At 74.0% G+C, this 17,994-nt stretch carries 17 protein-coding genes; 8 read left to right on the plus strand and 9 right to left on the minus strand.

Annotation, left to right across the window (positions count from 1 at the left end; all coding sequences use genetic code 11):
• Nucleotides 1-15: 15 nt before the first annotated feature.
• The 8 genes from ACPPVO_RS19525 to eccD all read right to left on the minus strand — a co-directional run bounded on the left by ACPPVO_RS19525 (nucleotide 16) and on the right by eccD (nucleotide 7,461).
• Nucleotides 16-1,308, minus strand: coding sequence for a sensor histidine kinase (locus tag ACPPVO_RS19525; protein WP_426514654.1), 1,293 nt, complete (start codon nucleotides 1,306-1,308; stop codon nucleotides 16-18).
• Between the two features lie 47 nt (nucleotides 1,309-1,355).
• Nucleotides 1,356-1,769 carry a hypothetical protein gene (locus ACPPVO_RS19530; protein WP_426512628.1) on the minus strand — a complete coding sequence of 138 codons (414 nt, stop codon included), beginning with the start codon at nucleotides 1,767-1,769 and terminating at the stop codon, nucleotides 1,356-1,358.
• A 90-nt stretch (nucleotides 1,770-1,859) separates the two neighbouring features.
• Nucleotides 1,860-2,753 carry an alpha/beta fold hydrolase gene (locus ACPPVO_RS19535; protein ID WP_426512629.1) on the minus strand — a complete coding sequence of 298 codons (894 nt, stop codon included), beginning with the start codon at nucleotides 2,751-2,753 and terminating at the stop codon, nucleotides 1,860-1,862.
• Nucleotides 2,746-3,633 carry an alpha/beta fold hydrolase gene (locus tag ACPPVO_RS19540; RefSeq protein ID WP_426512630.1) on the minus strand — a complete coding sequence of 296 codons (888 nt, stop codon included), beginning with the start codon at nucleotides 3,631-3,633 and terminating at the stop codon, nucleotides 2,746-2,748. Before ACPPVO_RS19540 ends, ACPPVO_RS19535 begins: the two co-directional genes overlap by 8 nt.
• A gap of 55 nt (nucleotides 3,634-3,688) precedes the next feature.
• A complete protein-coding gene (locus ACPPVO_RS19545; RefSeq protein ID WP_426512631.1) occupies nucleotides 3,689-3,826 on the minus strand; it encodes a hypothetical protein in 138 nt (45 codons plus the stop codon).
• Between the two features lie 9 nt (nucleotides 3,827-3,835).
• Entirely contained in the window at nucleotides 3,836-4,756 is a 921-nt protein-coding gene (locus ACPPVO_RS19550; RefSeq protein ID WP_426512632.1) for a class I SAM-dependent methyltransferase, read from the minus strand.
• 66 nt (nucleotides 4,757-4,822) lie between these two features.
• Entirely contained in the window at nucleotides 4,823-6,073 is a 1,251-nt protein-coding gene (mycP, locus tag ACPPVO_RS19555) for a type VII secretion-associated serine protease mycosin (protein WP_426512633.1), read from the minus strand.
• On the minus strand, nucleotides 6,070-7,461 hold the full coding sequence (eccD, locus tag ACPPVO_RS19560) for a type VII secretion integral membrane protein EccD (RefSeq protein ID WP_426512634.1): 1,392 nt from the start codon (nucleotides 7,459-7,461) through the stop codon (nucleotides 6,070-6,072). Before eccD ends, mycP begins: the two co-directional genes overlap by 4 nt.
• Nucleotides 7,462-7,592: 131 nt before the next feature.
• Here eccD and eccCa point away from each other — a divergent pair, with 131 nt between their 5' ends.
• The 8 genes from eccCa to ACPPVO_RS19600 all read left to right on the plus strand — a co-directional run bounded on the left by eccCa (nucleotide 7,593) and on the right by ACPPVO_RS19600 (nucleotide 16,936).
• Nucleotides 7,593-11,567 carry a type VII secretion protein EccCa gene (gene eccCa / locus ACPPVO_RS19565; protein ID WP_426512635.1) on the plus strand — a complete coding sequence of 1,325 codons (3,975 nt, stop codon included), beginning with the start codon at nucleotides 7,593-7,595 and terminating at the stop codon, nucleotides 11,565-11,567.
• Between the two features lie 78 nt (nucleotides 11,568-11,645).
• Nucleotides 11,646-12,260 (plus strand): hypothetical protein, encoded by a 615-nt coding sequence (locus ACPPVO_RS19570; protein WP_426512636.1) that lies wholly within the window; start codon nucleotides 11,646-11,648, stop codon nucleotides 12,258-12,260.
• 38 nt (nucleotides 12,261-12,298) lie between these two features.
• Nucleotides 12,299-12,610, plus strand: coding sequence for a hypothetical protein (locus tag ACPPVO_RS19575; protein ID WP_360384482.1), 312 nt, complete (start codon nucleotides 12,299-12,301; stop codon nucleotides 12,608-12,610).
• Nucleotides 12,611-12,626: 16 nt separating this feature from the next.
• Nucleotides 12,627-12,929, plus strand: a complete 303-nt coding sequence (locus ACPPVO_RS19580) for a hypothetical protein (protein WP_426512637.1) — start codon at nucleotides 12,627-12,629, stop codon at nucleotides 12,927-12,929.
• Between the two features lie 67 nt (nucleotides 12,930-12,996).
• On the plus strand, nucleotides 12,997-13,341 hold the full coding sequence (locus tag ACPPVO_RS19585; protein WP_360384486.1) for a hypothetical protein: 345 nt from the start codon (nucleotides 12,997-12,999) through the stop codon (nucleotides 13,339-13,341).
• 12 nt (nucleotides 13,342-13,353) lie between these two features.
• On the plus strand, nucleotides 13,354-15,000 hold the full coding sequence (locus tag ACPPVO_RS19590) for a hypothetical protein (protein WP_426512638.1): 1,647 nt from the start codon (nucleotides 13,354-13,356) through the stop codon (nucleotides 14,998-15,000).
• Between the two features lie 13 nt (nucleotides 15,001-15,013).
• On the plus strand, nucleotides 15,014-15,349 hold the full coding sequence (locus ACPPVO_RS19595; protein WP_426512639.1) for a hypothetical protein: 336 nt from the start codon (nucleotides 15,014-15,016) through the stop codon (nucleotides 15,347-15,349).
• Between the two features lie 405 nt (nucleotides 15,350-15,754).
• Entirely contained in the window at nucleotides 15,755-16,936 is a 1,182-nt protein-coding gene (locus tag ACPPVO_RS19600) for a non-reducing end alpha-L-arabinofuranosidase family hydrolase (RefSeq protein WP_426512640.1), read from the plus strand.
• 104 nt (nucleotides 16,937-17,040) lie between these two features.
• Here ACPPVO_RS19600 and ACPPVO_RS19605 read toward each other — a convergent pair whose 3' ends face one another.
• The gene (locus ACPPVO_RS19605; RefSeq protein ID WP_426512641.1) at nucleotides 17,041-17,769 is read right to left on the minus strand and encodes a winged helix-turn-helix transcriptional regulator; all 729 of its coding nucleotides are present in this window, start codon (nucleotides 17,767-17,769) and stop codon (nucleotides 17,041-17,043) included.
• Nucleotides 17,770-17,994 lie beyond the last annotated feature (225 nt).

A 17,994-nucleotide genomic window follows, 5' to 3' on the forward strand; every position in this document is an offset into this window, starting at 1 on the left:
ATCGGCGGGACCGAGTCAGGGGTTCGGGGCGGGGCGGGTGAGGGGGAAGCGGGCGCGGACGCGGAAGCCGGGGCGGCCCGTGCGGGGGCCGGTCTCCAGGGTGCCGGCGTGCGCCGCCACGCGCTCGCGCATGCCGATCAGGCCCAGGCCCCCCGTCGTGCGCCGGCCCGTGCCGTGGCCGTTGTCGGCGACGTCGAGCTCGAGCTCGTCGGTGTGGAAGCGGATCCGCACGTCCAGTTGGGTGGCGCCCGCGTGTTTCAGGGTGTTCGTGGCGGCCTCCTGGACGATCCGGTAGCCGGCCAGGGACAGCGACTCCGGCAGGTCGACCTCGTCGCCGAAGACGCCCAGGGTCGTCTCCAGGCCCGCGTGGCGCACGGAGTCCAGCAGCTCGGCCAGGCGGTGCAGGCCGACGGCGGCGGGCGCGGTCGCGGGGGAGGAGTCCGGGGCGCCGCCGGGTGCGGGTGCGGCGACCGGGTGCGGTGGGGGCTCCGGGTCGGCGTGGCGGAGCAGGCCCAGCATGCGGTGGAGCTCGTCCACCGCCGTCCGGGCGCTCTGCTCGACCGCGGCCAGGGCCTCCTTCGCCTTCGGCGGGTCGCGGTCGAAGACGCGCCGGGCGGCTGAGGCCTGCACGCCCATGACCGACACGTGGTGCGCGACCACGTCGTGGAGCTCGCGGGCGATGCGCAGGCGCTCGTGCAGTACCGTGCGCGCGGCCTCCTCCTCGTGGGCGGCCACGAGCTCGGCGGCCTGGGCCTCGACCAGGTGGCGGCGGCGCTCCGCGGTCCAGGCGATCTCGCCGAAGTAGTACGCGAAGCCGAAGTACAGGACGTTGACGAGCACGCCGTTGATGAGCGCGGCCAGGATCGGCGAGACCGGGCCGTCGGCCTTGACGAACTCGGCCGCGGACAGGTGCGGCAGGGCGATGAGGTACGAGATGCCCAGCCAGATGAACATCCCGGCGATGATGCCGACGCGCAGCCACTGGGAGCGGCGGTGGTTGGGGCCCCAGGCGCCCAGGGTGTAGATCGCCGCGAACAGGGCACCGGTGGTGAGCTGCTGCTCCGGGGCGTAGCGGGTCTGGCCGGCGATGAAGGCGACGGAGACGATCACGGCCACGGCGTCGGGCCGGCGGCGGCGCCAGCCCAGCGGCAGGGTGCACAGCAGGGCCCAGACGACCTGCTCGGGCAGGCCGGGCGGGTGCCCGATGAACGCCCCGACGCTGCGGGTCAGGGTCAAGTTGGCCAGCGCCATGACGGCGACGGCGAGGCCGATGGCGATGTCGATGCGCAGCCGGCGGGCGTCGGGCATCGGCCGCTGCCAGGTGTCGCTGTCCGTGGTCAACGCGCCACCTCCGGTCAGAGGCGCGGAGGGGGGATCTGCACCGGCGGTGGCGGCGCGAACACGGGCGGTGCCGCCAGGTCGGGCGGGGAGGGGCGGCGCGTCAGGAAGGACGCCACGACCAGGCCCACGCCGATGGTGATGAGCACGGCGTCGGCGACCAGATACGCGTTGGCGACCGTGTTGTACGTGTCGATGTCGAGATCGCCACCCGACGTCATCGACCGCAGGTGCAGCACCCACGCGATGGTCGCCGCCTGGTCGGCCGCGATCAGCAGGCTCCCGCCCGCCGCCAGGATCCCGCTGAGCGCGCCCAGCCGCTTGATCATGAGCAGCGCGACGAACACGCCCGCGAGCGCCACGAGGATGACGGGCACGCGCAGCCCGATCTGGACCCCGATCGACAACGGCTCGACGGCAGACGATTCCATCGGATCACCCTAAACAACGCCCCGCCGCGACCGAATAGCCGGGGCGGAGGGGGCGCGGATGGTCCGGTACGGCGCGCGGTCGCTGCTCCTCTACGCCCGGCCCCTGCCCGCGCCCGAGGCCACCGCGTGGCTGCGCGTCAACGCCTGAGACAGGAACTCGCGCACCGCGGCGGCGATCGGCTCGGCGTGGGTCTCCAGGGCGAAGTGCCCGGCGTCCAGGAGCCGCACCTCGGCCCCGGGCAGGTCGCGCCGGAACGCCTCGGCCCCCGCCGGCAGGAAGAACGGGTCGTTGCGGCCCCAGATCGCCAGCAGCGGCGGGCGGTGGGCGCGGAAGTACGCGTGGAAGGCGGGGTAGCTCGCCACGTTGCTCGCGTAGTCGAGCAGCAGGTCGAGCTGGATCTCGGCGGCGCCGGGCCGGGCCAGGTAGTGGTTGTCCAGCTCGTACCCGTCGGGTCCGACGCGCGACGGGTCGGCGGCGCCCTGGGTGTACTGCCAGATCGTCGTCTCCGGGGCCAGCATCGTGCGCACCGCCGCCCGGTTCGCGGCCGACGGGTCGCGCCAGTACGCCCGGATCGGCGCCCACGCGTCGCTGAGCCCGTCCTCGTAGGCGTTGCCGTTCTGCGAGACGATCGCGGTGACACGCGCGGGGTGCCGCGCCGCGAGCCGGAACCCCACGGGCGCGCCGTAGTCGAACAGGTACAACGCGAACTCCCGCAGGCCGAGCACCTCGGTGAACCGGTCGACGACGTCGGTGAGGTGCTCGAAGGTGTTCCGCGCCGGCGGCCCGGACCGGCCGAAGCCCGGCAGGTCGGGCGCGACGAGGCGGAAGCGGTCGGCCAGCAGCGGGATCAGGTCGCGGTACATGTGGCCCGCCGACGGGAAGCCGTGCAGCAGCAGGAGCACGGGCCCCCCGGTCGGCCCGGCCTCGCGGTAGTGCACCGCGAGCCCGTCCACGTCGGCGAACCCGTACCGGACCTCAGCCATGGTTGAGGAACGCGAGGAGCCGCTGGGTGGTGTCCCGGGGTGACTCCTCCGGGATGAAGTGCCCGGCCGCGATCGGCCCGCCGCGCACGTCGCCGGCCCACTCGCGCCAGACCTCGAGCGGGTCGTCGTAGAGCTGCGCGACCTCGCCGTGCTCGGCCCACAGCACCAGCACCGGGCACTTGATGGTCCGCTGCCCGCGGTCGGCCTCGTCGTGCTCGAAGTCCAGCGTCGCCGAGGCCCGGAACTCCTCGCACACCGCGTGCACGGTGGCCGGGTCGCGGAACTTCGCGACGTACTCGGCCCGCACGTCGGCCGGGACGGCGCCGGGCACCGCGGTCCACGCGTCGAGCATGTGCTCGACCAGGTTCGCCGGGGCCGCGTCCAGGAACCGCTCCGGCACCGGTTCGGGCGCGGCCAGGAACGACCACTGCCAGTACGCCAGGCTGAAGTCGCGGTCCGCACGGTCGTACGCGGCGCCGACGGGTACGACATCCATGACCGCGAGCCGCTCGACCGCCTCCGGGTGGTCGAGCGCGAGCCGGTACGCGCACCGCGCCCCGCGGTCGTGCCCGGCCACGGCGAACCGGTCGAAGCCGAGCGCCGCCATGACCTCGAGCTGGTCGCGGCCGATGGCGCGCATGCTGTACGGCTCGTGGTCGGGCGTGCTCGGCGGCTTGCCGCTGTCGCCGTACCCGCGCAGGTCGGTGGCGACGACGGTGTACTCCTCGGCCAGGCGCGGCGCCACCTCCCGCCACATGAGGTGCGTCTCGGGGATGCCGTGCAGCAGCAGTACCGGCGGCCCGCTGCCACCGCGGCGGCCGTGGATCGTCGTCCCCGCCGCGGCGATGTCGAACTCCTCGAACCCGTCGAAGAACGCCATACCCGCAACGGTCGGCCCGGCCCCCTGCCCCGCCATCACCCGCCGCGGGTCCGGGTCAGGTGACGTCCGCCGCGGCGGCCAGGCCGAGGGCCTGGTGGATGGCCCGGGCCGACCGCCGGTGGAGGGCACTCATGATCGTCATCGCCGTGCGGCCGGCGGGCACCGGCGAGCTGGCGTCGCTGCCCGGGGCCACCGAGCCCGGCTACGCCGGCCAGGGATCCTCCGGGGGAAGCTCGAAGTCCCAGACGATGACCGCGGGTATCGCCCACGCGGCCGACGCCGCCTCGGGCAGTAGCGCCATGAGCGACCACGGCCAACCGGCCCAGTCGCCGGGGTGCGCCTCCGCGAGAGGTACCGGCGGTGGCGGTGGCGACTGGTCCGTGCCCGAGCCGCGCGGCTCCTCGCACGCCCGGATCCGGAGCCCGGCGGCCAGCGCGGCGCGTACGAAGTCGCCGGCGGTGTGCCGGTACGTGGCGACGACGCCGGGTTCGCCGTCCGGCCCGAGCGCGTGCGGGACGGAGCCGCGGAAGTCGATCTCGCAGTGCGTATCGGAGATCACCGCGTGCCCGCCGGGGCGCAGGACGCGGGCGAACTCGGTCAGCACCGGCTCCAGCGCGGGCGAGTGGGCCAGTGCGAGGCCGGAGACGACGAGGTCGACGCTGTCGTCGGGGAGCGGCAGCTCGCGCAGGTCGCCCAGGCGGAAGTCGCCGGACGGTACCCGGTTGCGGGCCCGCTCCAGCATCTCCGGCGAGCTGTCCACGCCGATCACCGTGAACCCCTGCCCGGCAAGGTACTCGGCGTGCCTCCCCGTGCCGCAGGCCGCATCGAGGGCGTCGCCGACCGGCAGCGCCTCGATGCGCCGGTGCATGACCGGCTCGTCGATGTCGAACAGGCTGTTGCGCGGCTCGTCGTAGGTCGCCGCCCACTGCCGGTACCCGGTGCGCGTGTCGCCCCGTCCGACCGGCACCCCCTCGTGCCCGGTGAACGCCGGGTTGGCCAGCAGCGTCCGGACCTCGGCCAGCCGCCGCTGCGTGAACTCCTCGTCGTACTCCCCGCCCCACCCGTGCAGGAGCGCCAGGCCCTCGATCCCGAGCAGGTACGCCAACGGATGCTGGTACATCATGCGGCGACCATAGCCCGCCGCGCGATATCGATCCACGTGATTTCGGCCGGCTCGGGCCGGCCCCGCTCAGGCCAGCCGGATGTCCGGCGGGTCGACCACCGGCTCCGCGGGCGTCTCCGGCCCGCCCGCCCCCGCCCGCCGCTGCCGCGCCGCCCGCAGTGCCAGCCGCCCCAGGTACGCCAGGACCGCCGCCAGCATCAGGATGCCGAACACGCCCAGCAGCACGCCCCAGCGCTCGGCCAGCCCGCCGCCCTCGTCCGGCCGGGGCAGCACGCGCACCTGGCCCACCGGCGCCGCCGCGGCCGAGCCGCTCGGGCTCGGCGGGGCCGGTGCGACCCGCGCGGTGAGCGCCGCGAACGGGTCCACCATGCCGGCCCCGACGCGGTCGTCGCGGGCCGCGCCGAGCGGGACCGCCGTCGCGGTGAGGCGGCGGACGACCTCGGCGGCGGACAGGTTCGGGAAGCGGGACCGCACCAGGGCGACGACGCCCGAGACGAGCGCGGTGGCGAAGCTGGTGCCGCTCACGCCGACGTACCCGCCGCCCGCCGACGGCGCCGTGAGGCCCTCGCCCGGTGCGGCGATGCCGACCCAGTCGCCGCGGTTGGACTGGGCCAGCGGGGTGCCGTCCTGCTTGAGCGCGGCGACCGCGAGGACGCCGGGGTACGCGGCCGGGTACCACTTCGTGTCCCCGGTCGACGACTCGTTGCCCGCGGCGGCCACGACGACGACGTTGCGGCTCAGCGCGTACTGGATCGCGTCGCGGATCTGCGGGCGGTCCACCGGCAGCGCGAACGACAGGTTGAGGACCTGGCCCGACTCGGCGCCGGTGCGGATGGCGGCGGCGATCATCTCCGGGGCCGCGTTGTCGATGCCGTCGGGGAAGCGCACCGGGGCGATCATCGCGCCCGGCGCCACGCCGATCACGCGGTCGTCGTCGGCCGGGCGGGCCGCGATCAGGCCGGCGACCGCGGTGCCGTGGCTGTTGCCGTTGTCGCCGCAGTCGCCCACGCCGCCCGGGACGCGCTGCCAGCCCGGCGGGGTCTGCGAGCCGACGTAGTCGAAGCCGGGGGACAGGGCCGGCTTGAGCTTGGCGTGGTCGTCGACGCCGGAGTCGACCACGGCCACGGTCACGCCGGCGCCGGTCGACAGGTCCCAGGCGCGCTCCAGGCCCAGGCGGGCGATGGTCGGGTCGCGGGGCGCGTTGGCCGGCAGCGGCTGGCCGTTCGGCGGCGGGTTGCGGCAGCCGGCCGGGGCCAGCGCCGGCACCGGTGCCGGGACGAGCAGCACGGCGACGGTGGCGAGGGCGGAGAGCCTCACGCCCGCAGATCCATCAGCGCGCGGTAGACGTCCCAGACGGCCAGAGCCAGCGGTACCACGGAAAGCATCATCATCGTCTCGAGCACATCCAGGCTCCGGGCCAGCCGCGGAGTGCTCTTGCGCCGCCCGGTCAGCCCGCCGATCACGGCCGCGAGCAGCGCAATGGCCGCCAGCACCGGGGCCAGCACGCCGGTCAGCAGGGCCGTGTGCCCGGCGAAGCGCACGACGAGGATCGCGGCGCCGGCGAGCAGCGTGGCCGAGACGGCGACCGCGATCGCCGCGACCTGCTCCCGCTCGCGGAACAGCCGCCCGCGCAGCAGCGCCAGCAGCGTGAGGACGCCGGCCAGCAGCCGCGACCACAGCGAGGAGTCCGCGGCCAGCACCAGCGCGCCGCCGGCGACGACGGCCTGGCAGCCGGCGAGGAGCCCGGACAGCAGCCGCCGGGCGCGGGCGATCTGGGCGGTGGCCCGCTCGAGGTCGAGCTGCCCCTGCACGCCGGCGAGGTCCTCGGCCGAGCGGGGCAGCGGCTGGCGGGGCAGGCGGGCCGAGCGCAGCGCGAGGGCCGGCAGCATCGTGGTCGCGGCCAGCGCGAGCGGGGCGACGGCGGCGGCGGCCGCGGCGGGCCGGGTGTCGGCGAGGATCGCGATGAGCGCGCCGAGGCCCGCGCCCAGGGCGGCGATGCCCAGCGCGGCGAAGACGTGGTCGCCGCCGCCGACCACGGCCGGGCCGACCGCGGCCACGAGCAGCGCGGCGGCGCCGGCGACGAGCAGGTGGCCGCGGCCCCAGTCGCCGCCGAGGAGTTCGGCCGCGCACAGGGCCGCGCCGGGCACCGCGAGCGCGGCCGCGAGGGTCGCGGCCGGCAGGTCGTTCGCGGCCCGGGACATCGCCCAGGCGACGGCGAGCAGCAGGGCGGCGACACCGCCGGCGAGCGCGCCGGGCAGGATGCCGCCGGCGGCCGCGAGGGCGCCGAAGACGCCGAGCATCGCCACGGCGACGAGCACCGCGCAGGCCAGCCGCAGCTCCCGGCTGCCCCAGGGCCGCAGCACGCCGCCCTCGGTGATGAGCTCGACGACGTCGTCGTAGACGGGCGGCGCGATGTGCTCGGATGCGCGGTGCAGCACCAGCAGCCCGCCCTCGGCCACCCCGGCCTCGGACAGCGTCGTGCCCGGGTCGAGACGGTCGGCCTCGGCGGTGGACAGCGCCCAGCCGGCCGCGTCGGTGTCGGCCTGCCCGACCTGCCGCAGCAGCATGGGCAGCAGACGCGCCAGCGGTACCGCCGACGGCACGGCCAGATCGACCTGCACGCCGGGCGCGGCCAGCCGGATGCGGCAGAAGGCGCCGCCGTGTCCGGTGTCAGCGGGCGGTAACGTCGCCGTACTCCGTGTCATCAAGGTCCCCCGCGGGCGATGCCGGTGCTGCTCGTGTCCCCTTGTCGTGCCGGTCAGTAGGGTAACTTCATCGATCGAAGAGTTCCACCGGCCGCAACGGCGGTCACATTACGTCACACGGGGGTTCTGAGTTGCCCACCACCGCGTTCCGCCGCCCGCCCCGGGTTCCGCGGCCGAGCGTGCCGGAGGGTGAGGTACTGCTGCAACCGCCGCCCGAGGTCCACCGGGCGGACTCCGGCAACGTCTGGCTGACCGCGCTGCCCGCACTGTCGGGCCTCGGTTCGGTGGCGTACCTCTTCGCCGCACCGCCCAACCCGATCACGTACGTCGCCGGCTCGTTCTTCCTGTTCTCCTCGCTGGCCATGGTGGCCGGCTCGCTGCTGCGGGCCCGGGCCACCGCCCGCGCCGACGCGGAGAACAACCGCCGCGACTACCTGCGCTACCTGACCCGGATGCGGGAGCGGGTGCGGCGCACCGCCGACGCGCAGCGCGAGGCCGCCGGCTGGGTCGCGCCCACGCCCGACCAGCTGTGGGCGGCCGCGGCGAGCCCGCGGCTGTGGGAGCGGCGCCCGCTGGACCCCGACTTCGGCTGGCTGCGGCTCGGCCTGGGCCCGCAGTTCCTGGCCACCCAGCTGGTGCCCGGCGAGACCGGCCCGGTCGAGGACCTCGACCCGTTGTGCGCGCTGGCCCTGCGCCGGTTCATCGCGAGCCACTCGGCCGTGCCCGGCCTGCCGGTGCAGCTGTCCCTGCGCCGGTACGCCGCCGTGGCGCTCTCCGGCGACCGCGACGAGGCCCGCACGCTCGCCCGGGCCCTGGTCGCCCAGGCGGTCACCTGGCACGCCCCGACCGACCTGCGGGTCGTCGTCTGCACCGCCGACGCCGACGCGTCGGGCTGGTCGTGGGTGAAGTGGCTGCCGCACGCCCAGCACCGCACCGAGGTCGACCACGCCGGCCCGGTGCGGCTGGTCAACCCGTCGCTGGCCGCGCTGGAGGACTGGCTCGAGGACGAGCTGGCCAACCGGCCCGGGTTCAACCGGCACGCCGCGGCCGACCCCGACGTGCCGCACCTGCTGATCGTGCTCGACGGCGGCCTGACCACGGGCCTGGAGCTGCTGCTCAACCCCGACGGGCTGCAGGCGGCGACCGTCGTCGACCTCGACGGGCGCACCGCCGAGCTGGTCCGCGGCCACGGCGTCGAGCTGGTCGTCGCCGACGGGCGGCTCGACACCCGGGTCGGCACCAGCCTGACCCCGCTCGGCCGGCCCGACGTGCTGCGGCCCGCCGTGGCCGAGTCCCTCGCCCAGCAGATCGCCGAGTTCCGCCTCGACGTGGCCACCGCGCAGGCCGAGGACCTGTCCACTGTGGACCAGACGCTGCCGGGGCTGCTCGACATCGACGACCCGGGCCAGCTCAACCTGCCGGCGCTGTGGGCGCCGCGGCCCCTGCGCGACCGGCTGCGGGCCCCGATCGGCATCGCCGCCGACGGCGCGGTGCTGGAGCTGGACATCAAGGAGTCCGCGTACGACGGCATGGGCCCGCACGGCCTGCTCATCGGGGCCACCGGCTCGGGCAAGTCGGAGCTGCTGCGCACCCTGGTGCTGGCGCTGGCCTCGACGCACGCGCCCGAGCAGCTCAACCTGGTGCTTGTCGACTTCAAGGGCGGCGCCACCTTCGCCGGCATGGCCACGCTGCCGCACGTCGCCGCGGTCATCACCAACCTGCAGGACGACCTCGCGCTCGTCGACCGCATGCAGGAGGCGCTGTCGGGCGAGATGAACCGGCGGCAGGAGATCCTGCGCGCGGCCGGCAACCTCGTCTCGGTGCGCGACTACGACCGGGCCCGCCAGCGCGGCGCCGACCTGCCGCCGCTGCCGAGCCTGTTCATCGTCGTCGACGAGTTCTCCGAGCTGCTGTCGCAGAAGCCGGACTTCGCCGACCTGTTCGCCCAGATCGGCCGGCTCGGCCGGTCGCTGGGCCTGCACCTGCTGCTGGCCTCGCAGCGGCTCGACGAGGGGCGGCTGCGCGGGCTCGAAGCGAATTTGTCGTACCGCATCTGCCTGCGCACGTTCACCGAGCAGGAGAGCCGCACCGTGCTCGGCGTGCCCGACGCGTTCAGCCTGCCCAGCGCGCCCGGGCACGGGTACATGCGCGGCGAGTCGGCCAACCTGCGCCGCTTCCGCGCGGCCTACGTGTCGGGGCCGTACGGCAGCCAGGAGCAGGTCGGCGACCAGCTGCTGGCCGGCGGGCTCGAGGTGCGGGCGTTCCGGGCCGAGTACCAGCCGAGCCCGCCGGCGGCCCCGGGTACCACCGTGCCCTGGCCCGGCTCGAGCTCCGAGGACACGACGGAGACGATCAACCTCGCGGAGGCGGAGGCCGGCGGCCGGACCATCCTCTCCACCATGGTCGGCCAGCTCACCGGGCAGGGCACGCCGGCCCACCGGGTCTGGCTGCCGCCGCTGGGCGCGCCCGACACCCTCGACACGCTCGTGCCCGACCTGCGCGTGCGCCCCGGCCGCGGCTACGGCGCCGACCCGCTCTCGCCGCCGCTGCGGGTGCCGGTGGCCATCGTGGACCGGCCCTTCTACCAGCGACGCGACCCGATGTGGGTCGACCTGGCCGGCTCCGGCGGGCACGCGGCGATCGTCGGCGGCCCGCGCTCGGGCAAGTCCACCCTGCTGCGCACCCTGATCTGCGCGCTCGCGCTGCGGCACACCCCGGCCGAGGTGCAGTTCTACGCCCTGGACTTCTCCGGCACCCTGTTCGGGCTGTCCGGCCTGCCGCACGTCGGCGGGGTCGCGGGCCGGCAGGAGGCCGAGGTCGCCCGCCGGATCGTCGCCGAGGTCACCGCCGTCATCGAGGACCGCGAGCGGCGGTTCCGGGAGCTGGGCGTGGACACGATGGCCGACTACCGGCGGCTGCGCGAGGCCGGCACCGTCGACGACGACCGCTTCGGCGACGTGTTCCTCGTCGTCGACGGCTGGTCGGTGGTGCGGCAGGACTACGAGGACGTCGAGACGTCGCTGATCAGCCTGGCCGCCCGGTCGCTGACCTACGGCGTGCACCTGATGCTGACCGCGAACCGCTGGCTCGACCTGCGCTTCGGCCTGCGCGACCTGATCGGCACCAAGCTCGAGCTCAAGCTCGGCGACGCGCTCGACTCCGAGATCGACCGCAAGGCGCAGCTGACGGTGCCGGGCGACCGGCCGGGCCGGGGCGTGAGCTCCGACAAGATGCAGTTCTTGGCGGCGGTACCGCGAATAGACCGCCGTCGCCAGGCCGACGACCTGTCCACCGGCGTCAACGGGCTCGTGCAGGCCGTCACCGACTACTGGGACGGCCCGTCGGCGCCGCCCGTGCGGCTGCTGCCGCATCTCGTCGAGTTCGCGGACCTGCCCAAGGAGTCCAAGGAGCAGGGCATGGTCCTCGGCCTGGAGGGCCGGCGGCTGCGCCCGGTCGAGTTCGACTGGCGCGAGCCGGGCCTGGTCGTGTTCGGCGACGCCGAGTGCGGCAAGACCTCGACGCTGCGGATGGTGGCCCGGCAGGTGGTCGACACCTTCGAGCCCAAGCAGGCCAAGGTGATCCTGTTCGACTACCGGCGCACCATGCTCGGCGAGTTCGAGGGCGAGTCGCTGCTGGGCTACGCGGCCAACCAGACGCAGGCCGAGGAGCTCGTCGCCGGCCTGGTCGAGGGCTTCACCAAGCGGCTGCCCGGCGCCGACGTCACCCCGCAGCAGCTGCGCAACCGCACCTGGTGGACCGGGCCCGACGTGTACGTCGTCGTCGACGACTACGAGCTGGTGACGGCCGGCAGCAACCCGCTGCTGCCGCTGCTGCCCTTCATGGCCCAGGCCCGCGACATCGGCATGTACCCGTACGTCGCCCGCCGGGCCGGCGGCGCCGCCCGGGCCCTGATGGACCCGTTCCTCGGCGCGATGCGCGAGCTGAGCTACCCGGCGGTGGTGCTCAGCGCCCCGCGCGACGAGGCGCCGATGTTCGGCGTGCGGCCGGCGCCGCTGCCGCCGGGGCGCGGCACCCTGGTGCACCGCCGCTACGGGTCGGTCCCCGTCCAGCTGGCCCGGCTCGACGCCCGTCCCGACGCGGAATGAGTCTTCTGGACGGACAAAGGTTGCCAGGACCGATATATTGATGAAGGTATCCGACGGGGGAGCCTGGTGTTCAAGGTCATGAAGGAGCGTTCAACCGCGCGGGGCATTCGTGCCGCAGCCGGCGCGGTGGCGGTGCTTGCACTCGTCGCCGCCTGCTCGGACTCGAAGGACCCGCAGGTGGGCAGCCCCGCGACCTCGGCTCCCGGCAGTCCCGCGGCGCCCGCAACGACGGCCGCGCCGACCACCTCGGGGCCGCCGTCGGCGAGCTACACCAAGCCGCCGTCACGCAATCTGACCCGCCCGGCGGGCGTCGCCGCGGTGTCGAACTCGACCTGCGGGTATGCCCAGGTCGCGATCCACTTCGTCGGGGCGTCCTGGGGTAACAACCAGGTGCCGTACGTGACGAAGGGTCAGAAGGTGCCCGACGACGTCTGGGCGGAAGGGGTAGGCCTGCTGCCCACCTACAAGGGCGGCATCGAGGACTCCCGGTCCCGGCTGAAGAGCCAGAAGGTCCCCGCGAGCTACGTGGTCTACCAGGACATGGCCGACGCGGACGCCGCCATCGACGCCGCGATCGCGGCCTCCAAGGCCAAGGACGACTCCAAGGTGATCCCCGTGTACATCGCACTCCGTACGGCCGAGGACCACTTCACCGAGTCCTGCGGGGTGCTGGAGGACAAACCGGCGAGCTGAACGAACCACCACCTTGAGGAGGGTGCGAAGTGTCCGGTGTGAAGATTGATCTGGCGGCCGTTCTGTCCGCGGAGAGCGTCGTGAACCAGGCGGTCTCCGAGATGGAGGGCGTGACTCAGAAGATCCTCGCTCAGGCGGGGCTCAGCGAGGCCGCGATGAAGGCGCCGGCGGGGCAGATCACCTCGTCGACGTTCTCCGGCCTCGGCGGTGGCGGTAAGGCGCTGTCCGAGACGCTGACCGAGCTGCAGAACGACCTGGCCGCCCTGCGGGCCACCGCGGAGTCCGGGTCCGACCAGGCCACGCAGGCCGCGAAGGCCGGCGTCGGCTCGTCGGTCGCCAACGGAATGTGAGAGAGAGGGTCATCGTATGAGCGGCAACGGCTACATCGAGTTCAAGAACGAAGACATCGTCAGCATCGCATCCGTCACCAAGAACTCCCAGGCCGACTGGGACCGCATCTGGGAAGGCGTGCGCAGCAAGCTGACCGGGGTCGTGTCCGAGGCGCTCGACGCGCTGACGGGCTCCTCCCTGGAGGACCGCACCGCGCGCTACCACCAGCGCACGGCGCAGTACACGGCCGACCTCAACTCGCAGCAGGTCGCGGTGAACAACGTCGCGTCGATCTCGGCCGACACCAACCAGCAGATGAGCCGGGTCATCGCCGGCTGAACACGGGCAGGACGGGCCGGGTCAACCACCCGGCCCGCTGGTCACGGCGCCTCTGGAGGGAATGACGGTGGGCGACGCGTACGGATGGACCGACAACGGTCGGCAGGTCTTCGACCCGCTGCGGCTGGAGAAGGCCGCCGCCGACCTTCGGAAGAACCAGGCGCCGGCCGACCTGCGCCAGCAACTGGTCGACAACCTGCTGCCCAGCGCGGCGGTCGGCCAGATCCCCGGCGGGCAGGCGGCCTACTCGCGGCTGTACGAGGCGACGCACGCGATGCTCGGCGAGCTGGAGAAGGTCGGCCTCGACCTCTCCGACCTCGCCAGCCGCACGCTCGCCGCGGCGCAGCTGGCGCACGACGTTGATCCGGCCACCCAGGCCGCGGCGCGCCGCGGCCACTCCCGCGCCGAATAACCCGGAGCGATCATGGCCAACTACGATTACTGGACAGCCAAGGAAAAGCTCGAGAGCGGCCAGCCGTACACGATCGAGTCGGTCGCGACGACCTGGCGCAACTTCGCCGAGGCGGTGCGCGGCGCCTCCGGGCACCTGCAGGGCACCGCGGACGACGTCACCGCGCAGTACGGCGAGCCGTACCAGAACTTCGGCGACCGTGCGGCCCCGCTGGCGAAGTGGATGACGAACGTCGGCGGCTACGCCGACCAGGTGGCGGGCGGCCTGTCGAAGGCGTCCACCACCGGCAGCAACGCCCAGATCACGATGTACGAGGAGGACTACTCCTTCAGCCAGGACGTCGACCGGATCCTCGGTCCGGAGGACGCCCTGTCGATGGGCAAGGTCAACGCCATGAACCGCCGCGAGGCCCAGGCCGCCGCGGTGCTCAACGGCGAGATCGAGAAGTGGTCCACGGCCTACGACGCGTTCAAGCCGGGCTCGCTCGACGCCGCCCCCACCCGGGCCGGCGGCGGTGGCTCCGACACCGGCGGCTCCGGATCCGGCGGCGGGTCCGGCGGCTCAAACGGCTCCGCCCAGCCGATGTCGACCGGCGGCGGCGACGGCAACGGCGGCTCGACCGGCGCCTTCATCGGCTCCGTCTCCGGCGGTACCATCACCACCGGCAACGGCTCCCAGGTCGGCTCCGGCACCTACCCCGGCAGCTCGGTGCTCGGCCCGGAAGACGGCGACTTCGGCGGCTGGGTCAAGGACCCGCGCACCGGATACCTGATCGACCCGGCGACCGGCCAGGAGTTCGACCCGACCACCGGCCGCTGGATCGACCCGGTCACCGGCAAGCCGTTCGGCGACGTGGAGCAGTACGCGTCGCGGCTGGAGGGCCTCGACGGGGGCAACCCCTCGACCGGCCTCCTCGGCGGCGGCAACCTCTCGCTCACCCCGCCGCTGGCGGGGGGCGGCGGGGGCGGCGGCGGCACCACCGGCCTCGCGGGCATGTACGGCGGGCTGGTCCCGCCGAGCCTCGACCCGAACAACCCGGCCTCCAACCAGCTGCGTCAGCAGGCCGCGGACCGCATGGCGGCCAAGGCCTACGCGGCCGAGCAGCTGGCGCTGAAGGAGGCCAGCCAGGGCGGCCGGCCGTTCGTGCCCCCGATGTCGGCCGGCGGCCAGACGGGCGGCCTCGACGGGCGCCGCGGCAGCGTCCGCAAGTCGCTCGTCACCGAGCCGGAGTCGACCTGGACCAGCCGGGCCCGGGCCACCGCACGCTCCGGCGGCGGGTCGGCCCAGGAGGAGGCGCTGCTCAACGGCCGCGCCGGACGGCTGGGCCGGGCCGGTGGCGGCCGGGGCATGGGCGGCGTGGCGGAGGAGTCGCTGCTGTACCCGGGCTCGGGCGCCACCGCGGCGGCCGGGGGACGCACGGGCGGGGCCGTACGCGGCCGCGCCGGGCGCCTGCCGGGCGAGCCGCTCGAGGCGGCCGGTGGCCGTGCGGGCGGGGCGGCGGGCCAGGGCGGCCGCGGGGCGTACCTGCCCCCGACCCAGGCGGGCCACGGCGACGAGCGCAAGGACAAGCAGCGCAAGCGCCCGGAATGGCTCGTCGAGGACGATGTATGGTCGGCGAACCTGGACCAAGCCGGCCCGCGCGTGCTGGGCGAGGACTGACGAGGAGGCCGTCGTGGCGGACATGTCGTACGACACCGAGACCCTGCGGCAGGGCGGCCGGACCAGCCGCCAGGCCAGCGCGCAGGCGGACACGGCCGGCCAGACCGTGAACGGCACGCTCGTCTCGGCGGGCGCGTTCGGCGACGTCGGCCCGGCGGGCGCCCTCGCCAACGTGCTCGACCAGGCGAAGGCGGAGCACGCGAAGGGCGCCCAGTCCGCGTCGGTGAACACCGACGTCCACGGCCAGCGCGCCGACACAACGGCCGCCGCGGGCGACGAACTCGTCCAGGTGACGACGGTAGCCGCCCAGACGGGCGTCTCGAAGTCGGTCGCCGACGGTATGGCCTGAGCGACAAGCACGATATCCGGGGCCGCGGGCACACGCCCGCGGCCCCGGCCCGCGTGCACGGGTCCTCGCCGACCTCGGCTACCTCGCCTTCTCGATCGACCTGAACGGCTACGGCGCGTCGCAGGCCTCCGCGGGGGTGCCGGTCGATCCGCGCTACGACGACGACCTGTCGGCGGCGGTGAAACTGCCGCGCGGGCGCGGGGTCGGCGCGGTCTTCCTCCGCGCCGGAGGTACGCGCCGCCGTCGAGTCCTTCCTACGCCGACGCGCATAGACCAGCAACGATGTGTCCGGGGGATGTGTCCCGTCACCCTGCGCGATTCTTGCGTGTCCGGGCAGCCTTTCCGTCCCCGCGAACCACTGAAGGTGGTCGAGTCGACCGGGAACGGCTGAAGGAGAACCTGGACATGCTCCCCTCGCACCTGCGCCGCCGGTGGCGGCCCGCGTTCACGACCGCCGTGTCGGCGGCCGTGCTGGTGGCCGCCGCCGGCTGCGCAGGCAGTTCGCCCCGACCGGCTGCCGACGATGCCTCGAGCGCGGTGGCCGCCGGCACAACCCCGACCGACACCGGGTCGCTGTCGCCGGCGCCGGCGGCCGCCGCGAGCGCCGGACCGTCGGCCCGGACGAGGCCCAGCGCGTCAGCGTCGAGCGGTCTCGGCCGGGTCGACGGGGGCAGCACCGGCACCTGCGCGCTGCCCTCGACGTACCGGTGGACGTCGACCGGCCCGCTGGCCACCCCCAAGGCGGGCTGGGTCGCGCTCAAGGACTTCACCAATGTGGTGTACAACGGCCAGCACATCGTCTACGCCAGCGCCCACGACACCGGATCGACATACGGCTCGATGAACTTCAGCCCCTTCACGAACTGGTCCGACATGACCGCGGCCCGGCAGAACGCGATGCCGTTCGCCGCCGTCGCCCCGACGCTGTTCTACTTCGCCCCGAAGAAGACCTGGGTGCTCGCGTACCAGTGGGGCGGCCCGGCGTTCTCCTACCGCACGTCGAGCGACCCGGCGAACGTGAACGGCTGGTCGGCGCCGCAGACGCTGTTCTCGGGCAGCTTTCCCAGCGGGGCCCCGATCGACCAGACCGTCATCGGCGACAGCACGAACATGTACCTGTTCTTCGCCGGGGACAACGGCAACATCTACCGGGCCGGCATGCCGATCGGGAACTTCCCCGGCAGCTTCGGCTCGAACTACACCACGATCATGAGCGACACGCGGGCCAACCTGTTCGAGGCGGTCGAGGTGTACAAGATCCAGGGCCAGAGCCAGTACCTCATGCTCGTCGAGGCCATGGGCGCGAACGGCCGCTACTTCCGCTCGTTCACCGCCACCAGCCTCTCCGGCACCTGGACCCCGAACGCCGCCACCGAGAGCAGCCCCTTCGCGGGCAAGGCCAACAGCGGCGCAACCTGGACCAACGACATCAGCCACGGCGACCTCGTCCGCACCAACCCCGACCAGACCAAGACCGTCGACCCCTGCAACCTGAAAATGCTCTACCAGGGCCGCAGCCCCAGCTCCGACGGGACGGACTACGACCGCCTGCCGTACCGGCCGGGCGTGCTGACCCTGCAGCGCTAGGCGACACGGCGGTGCCGGTGGCCGGCCTGACAGCGGCTGTCCTGCGCCGGGGGCACCGCCGGCGCGAGGTGCTGCTGTCGGCCGCCCACCGCCCGCCCGCACCGCTAGGCCTGCAGCAGCAGGGCCTCCGCCTCGGCGACGATCGGCTGGATCACGGCCCGGGGCGGGAGCACCAGCGTGTACCCGACCTGCCGCACCGTGCCGATCATCGACTCGTACTCAGTGCCGAGCTTCGCGCGGAGCCGCCGCACGTGCACGTCGACCGTGCGGTGCCCACCGAAGTAGTCGTAGCCCCACACCTCCCGCAGCAGATGGTCACGGGTGAACACCCGGCCGGGGTGCTGCGCGAGGAACTTCAGCAGCTCGAACTCCTTGTACGTCAGGTCGAGCGAGCGGCCCTTGAGCTTGGCGGCGTAGGTGTCCGGGTTGATACTCAACGCGCCGGCGTTGATCAGGCCGGCAGACGCACCGGCCGCTGCCGAGGCCGCCTGGGTGGCCAGTCGCAGCCTGGACTCGACCTCAGCCGGGCCGGCATCTGCCAGTACGACATCATCGAGGCCCCAGTCGACGCCGACGCCGACCAACCCGGCCTCCTCGACCACGGCGAGCATCGGCACGCGCAGCCCGGTCGTGCGCAGCATGCGGCATGCCCCGCGGGCCTCGATCAGCTTGCGCCGGGCATCGATCAGCACCACGTCGAAGTCCGGGCCCGAGCCCCAGGCGCGCACGTCATACCCGACAAGCCGCCGCGAATGCGCCAGCAGGTCCAGGGCGGGCAACACCCGGCTCGCCGGCCCATCGGCTAACTGGGCCGTCACCACCAGGAGCTCCATATGTCCCACCTCTCGCTCAACCGGGAATCCAGCCAGCGCGAGCGTCCACCACCAATGTTTCGGCCGCGGTGTTCGAGACCCCGGACGTGGCGTAACGCTCATTCCCGCGGTACACGACGTATGGCGCGGCGCGGCGCCGCGCCGCCGGGCTCTGCCGGGAGGATCGCCGACCAGCGCGGTCGCGTAAGCGAGCAATGACCGCCCATAGGTACGCCAGTCGCACGT

Source organism: Dactylosporangium sp. McL0621 (assembly GCF_049995355.1).
In the GTDB taxonomy this organism is placed as follows: domain Bacteria; phylum Actinomycetota; class Actinomycetes; order Mycobacteriales; family Micromonosporaceae; genus Dactylosporangium.

What these genes read in the sequence shown, in the direction of transcription:
- ACPPVO_RS19525 (WP_426514654.1), bottom strand. Translation starts at nt 1,308, where the DNA reads ATGCCCGACGCCCGCCGGCTGCGCATCGACATCGCCATCGGCCTCGCC.
- ACPPVO_RS19530 (WP_426512628.1), bottom strand. Translation starts at nt 1,769, where the DNA reads ATGGAATCGTCTGCCGTCGAGCCGTTGTCGATCGGGGTCCAGATCGGG.
- ACPPVO_RS19535 (WP_426512629.1), bottom strand. Translation starts at nt 2,753, where the DNA reads ATGGCTGAGGTCCGGTACGGGTTCGCCGACGTGGACGGGCTCGCGGTG.
- ACPPVO_RS19540 (WP_426512630.1), bottom strand. Translation starts at nt 3,633, where the DNA reads ATGGCGTTCTTCGACGGGTTCGAGGAGTTCGACATCGCCGCGGCGGGG.
- ACPPVO_RS19550 (WP_426512632.1), bottom strand. Translation starts at nt 4,756, where the DNA reads ATGATGTACCAGCATCCGTTGGCGTACCTGCTCGGGATCGAGGGCCTG.
- eccD (WP_426512634.1), bottom strand. Translation starts at nt 7,461, where the DNA reads ATGACACGGAGTACGGCGACGTTACCGCCCGCTGACACCGGACACGGC.
- ACPPVO_RS19570 (WP_426512636.1), top strand. Translation starts at nt 11,646, where the DNA reads ATGAAGGAGCGTTCAACCGCGCGGGGCATTCGTGCCGCAGCCGGCGCG.
- ACPPVO_RS19580 (WP_426512637.1), top strand. Translation starts at nt 12,627, where the DNA reads ATGAGCGGCAACGGCTACATCGAGTTCAAGAACGAAGACATCGTCAGC.
- ACPPVO_RS19590 (WP_426512638.1), top strand. Translation starts at nt 13,354, where the DNA reads ATGGCCAACTACGATTACTGGACAGCCAAGGAAAAGCTCGAGAGCGGC.
- ACPPVO_RS19600 (WP_426512640.1), top strand. Translation starts at nt 15,755, where the DNA reads ATGCTCCCCTCGCACCTGCGCCGCCGGTGGCGGCCCGCGTTCACGACC.
- ACPPVO_RS19605 (WP_426512641.1), bottom strand. Translation starts at nt 17,769, where the DNA reads ATGGAGCTCCTGGTGGTGACGGCCCAGTTAGCCGATGGGCCGGCGAGC.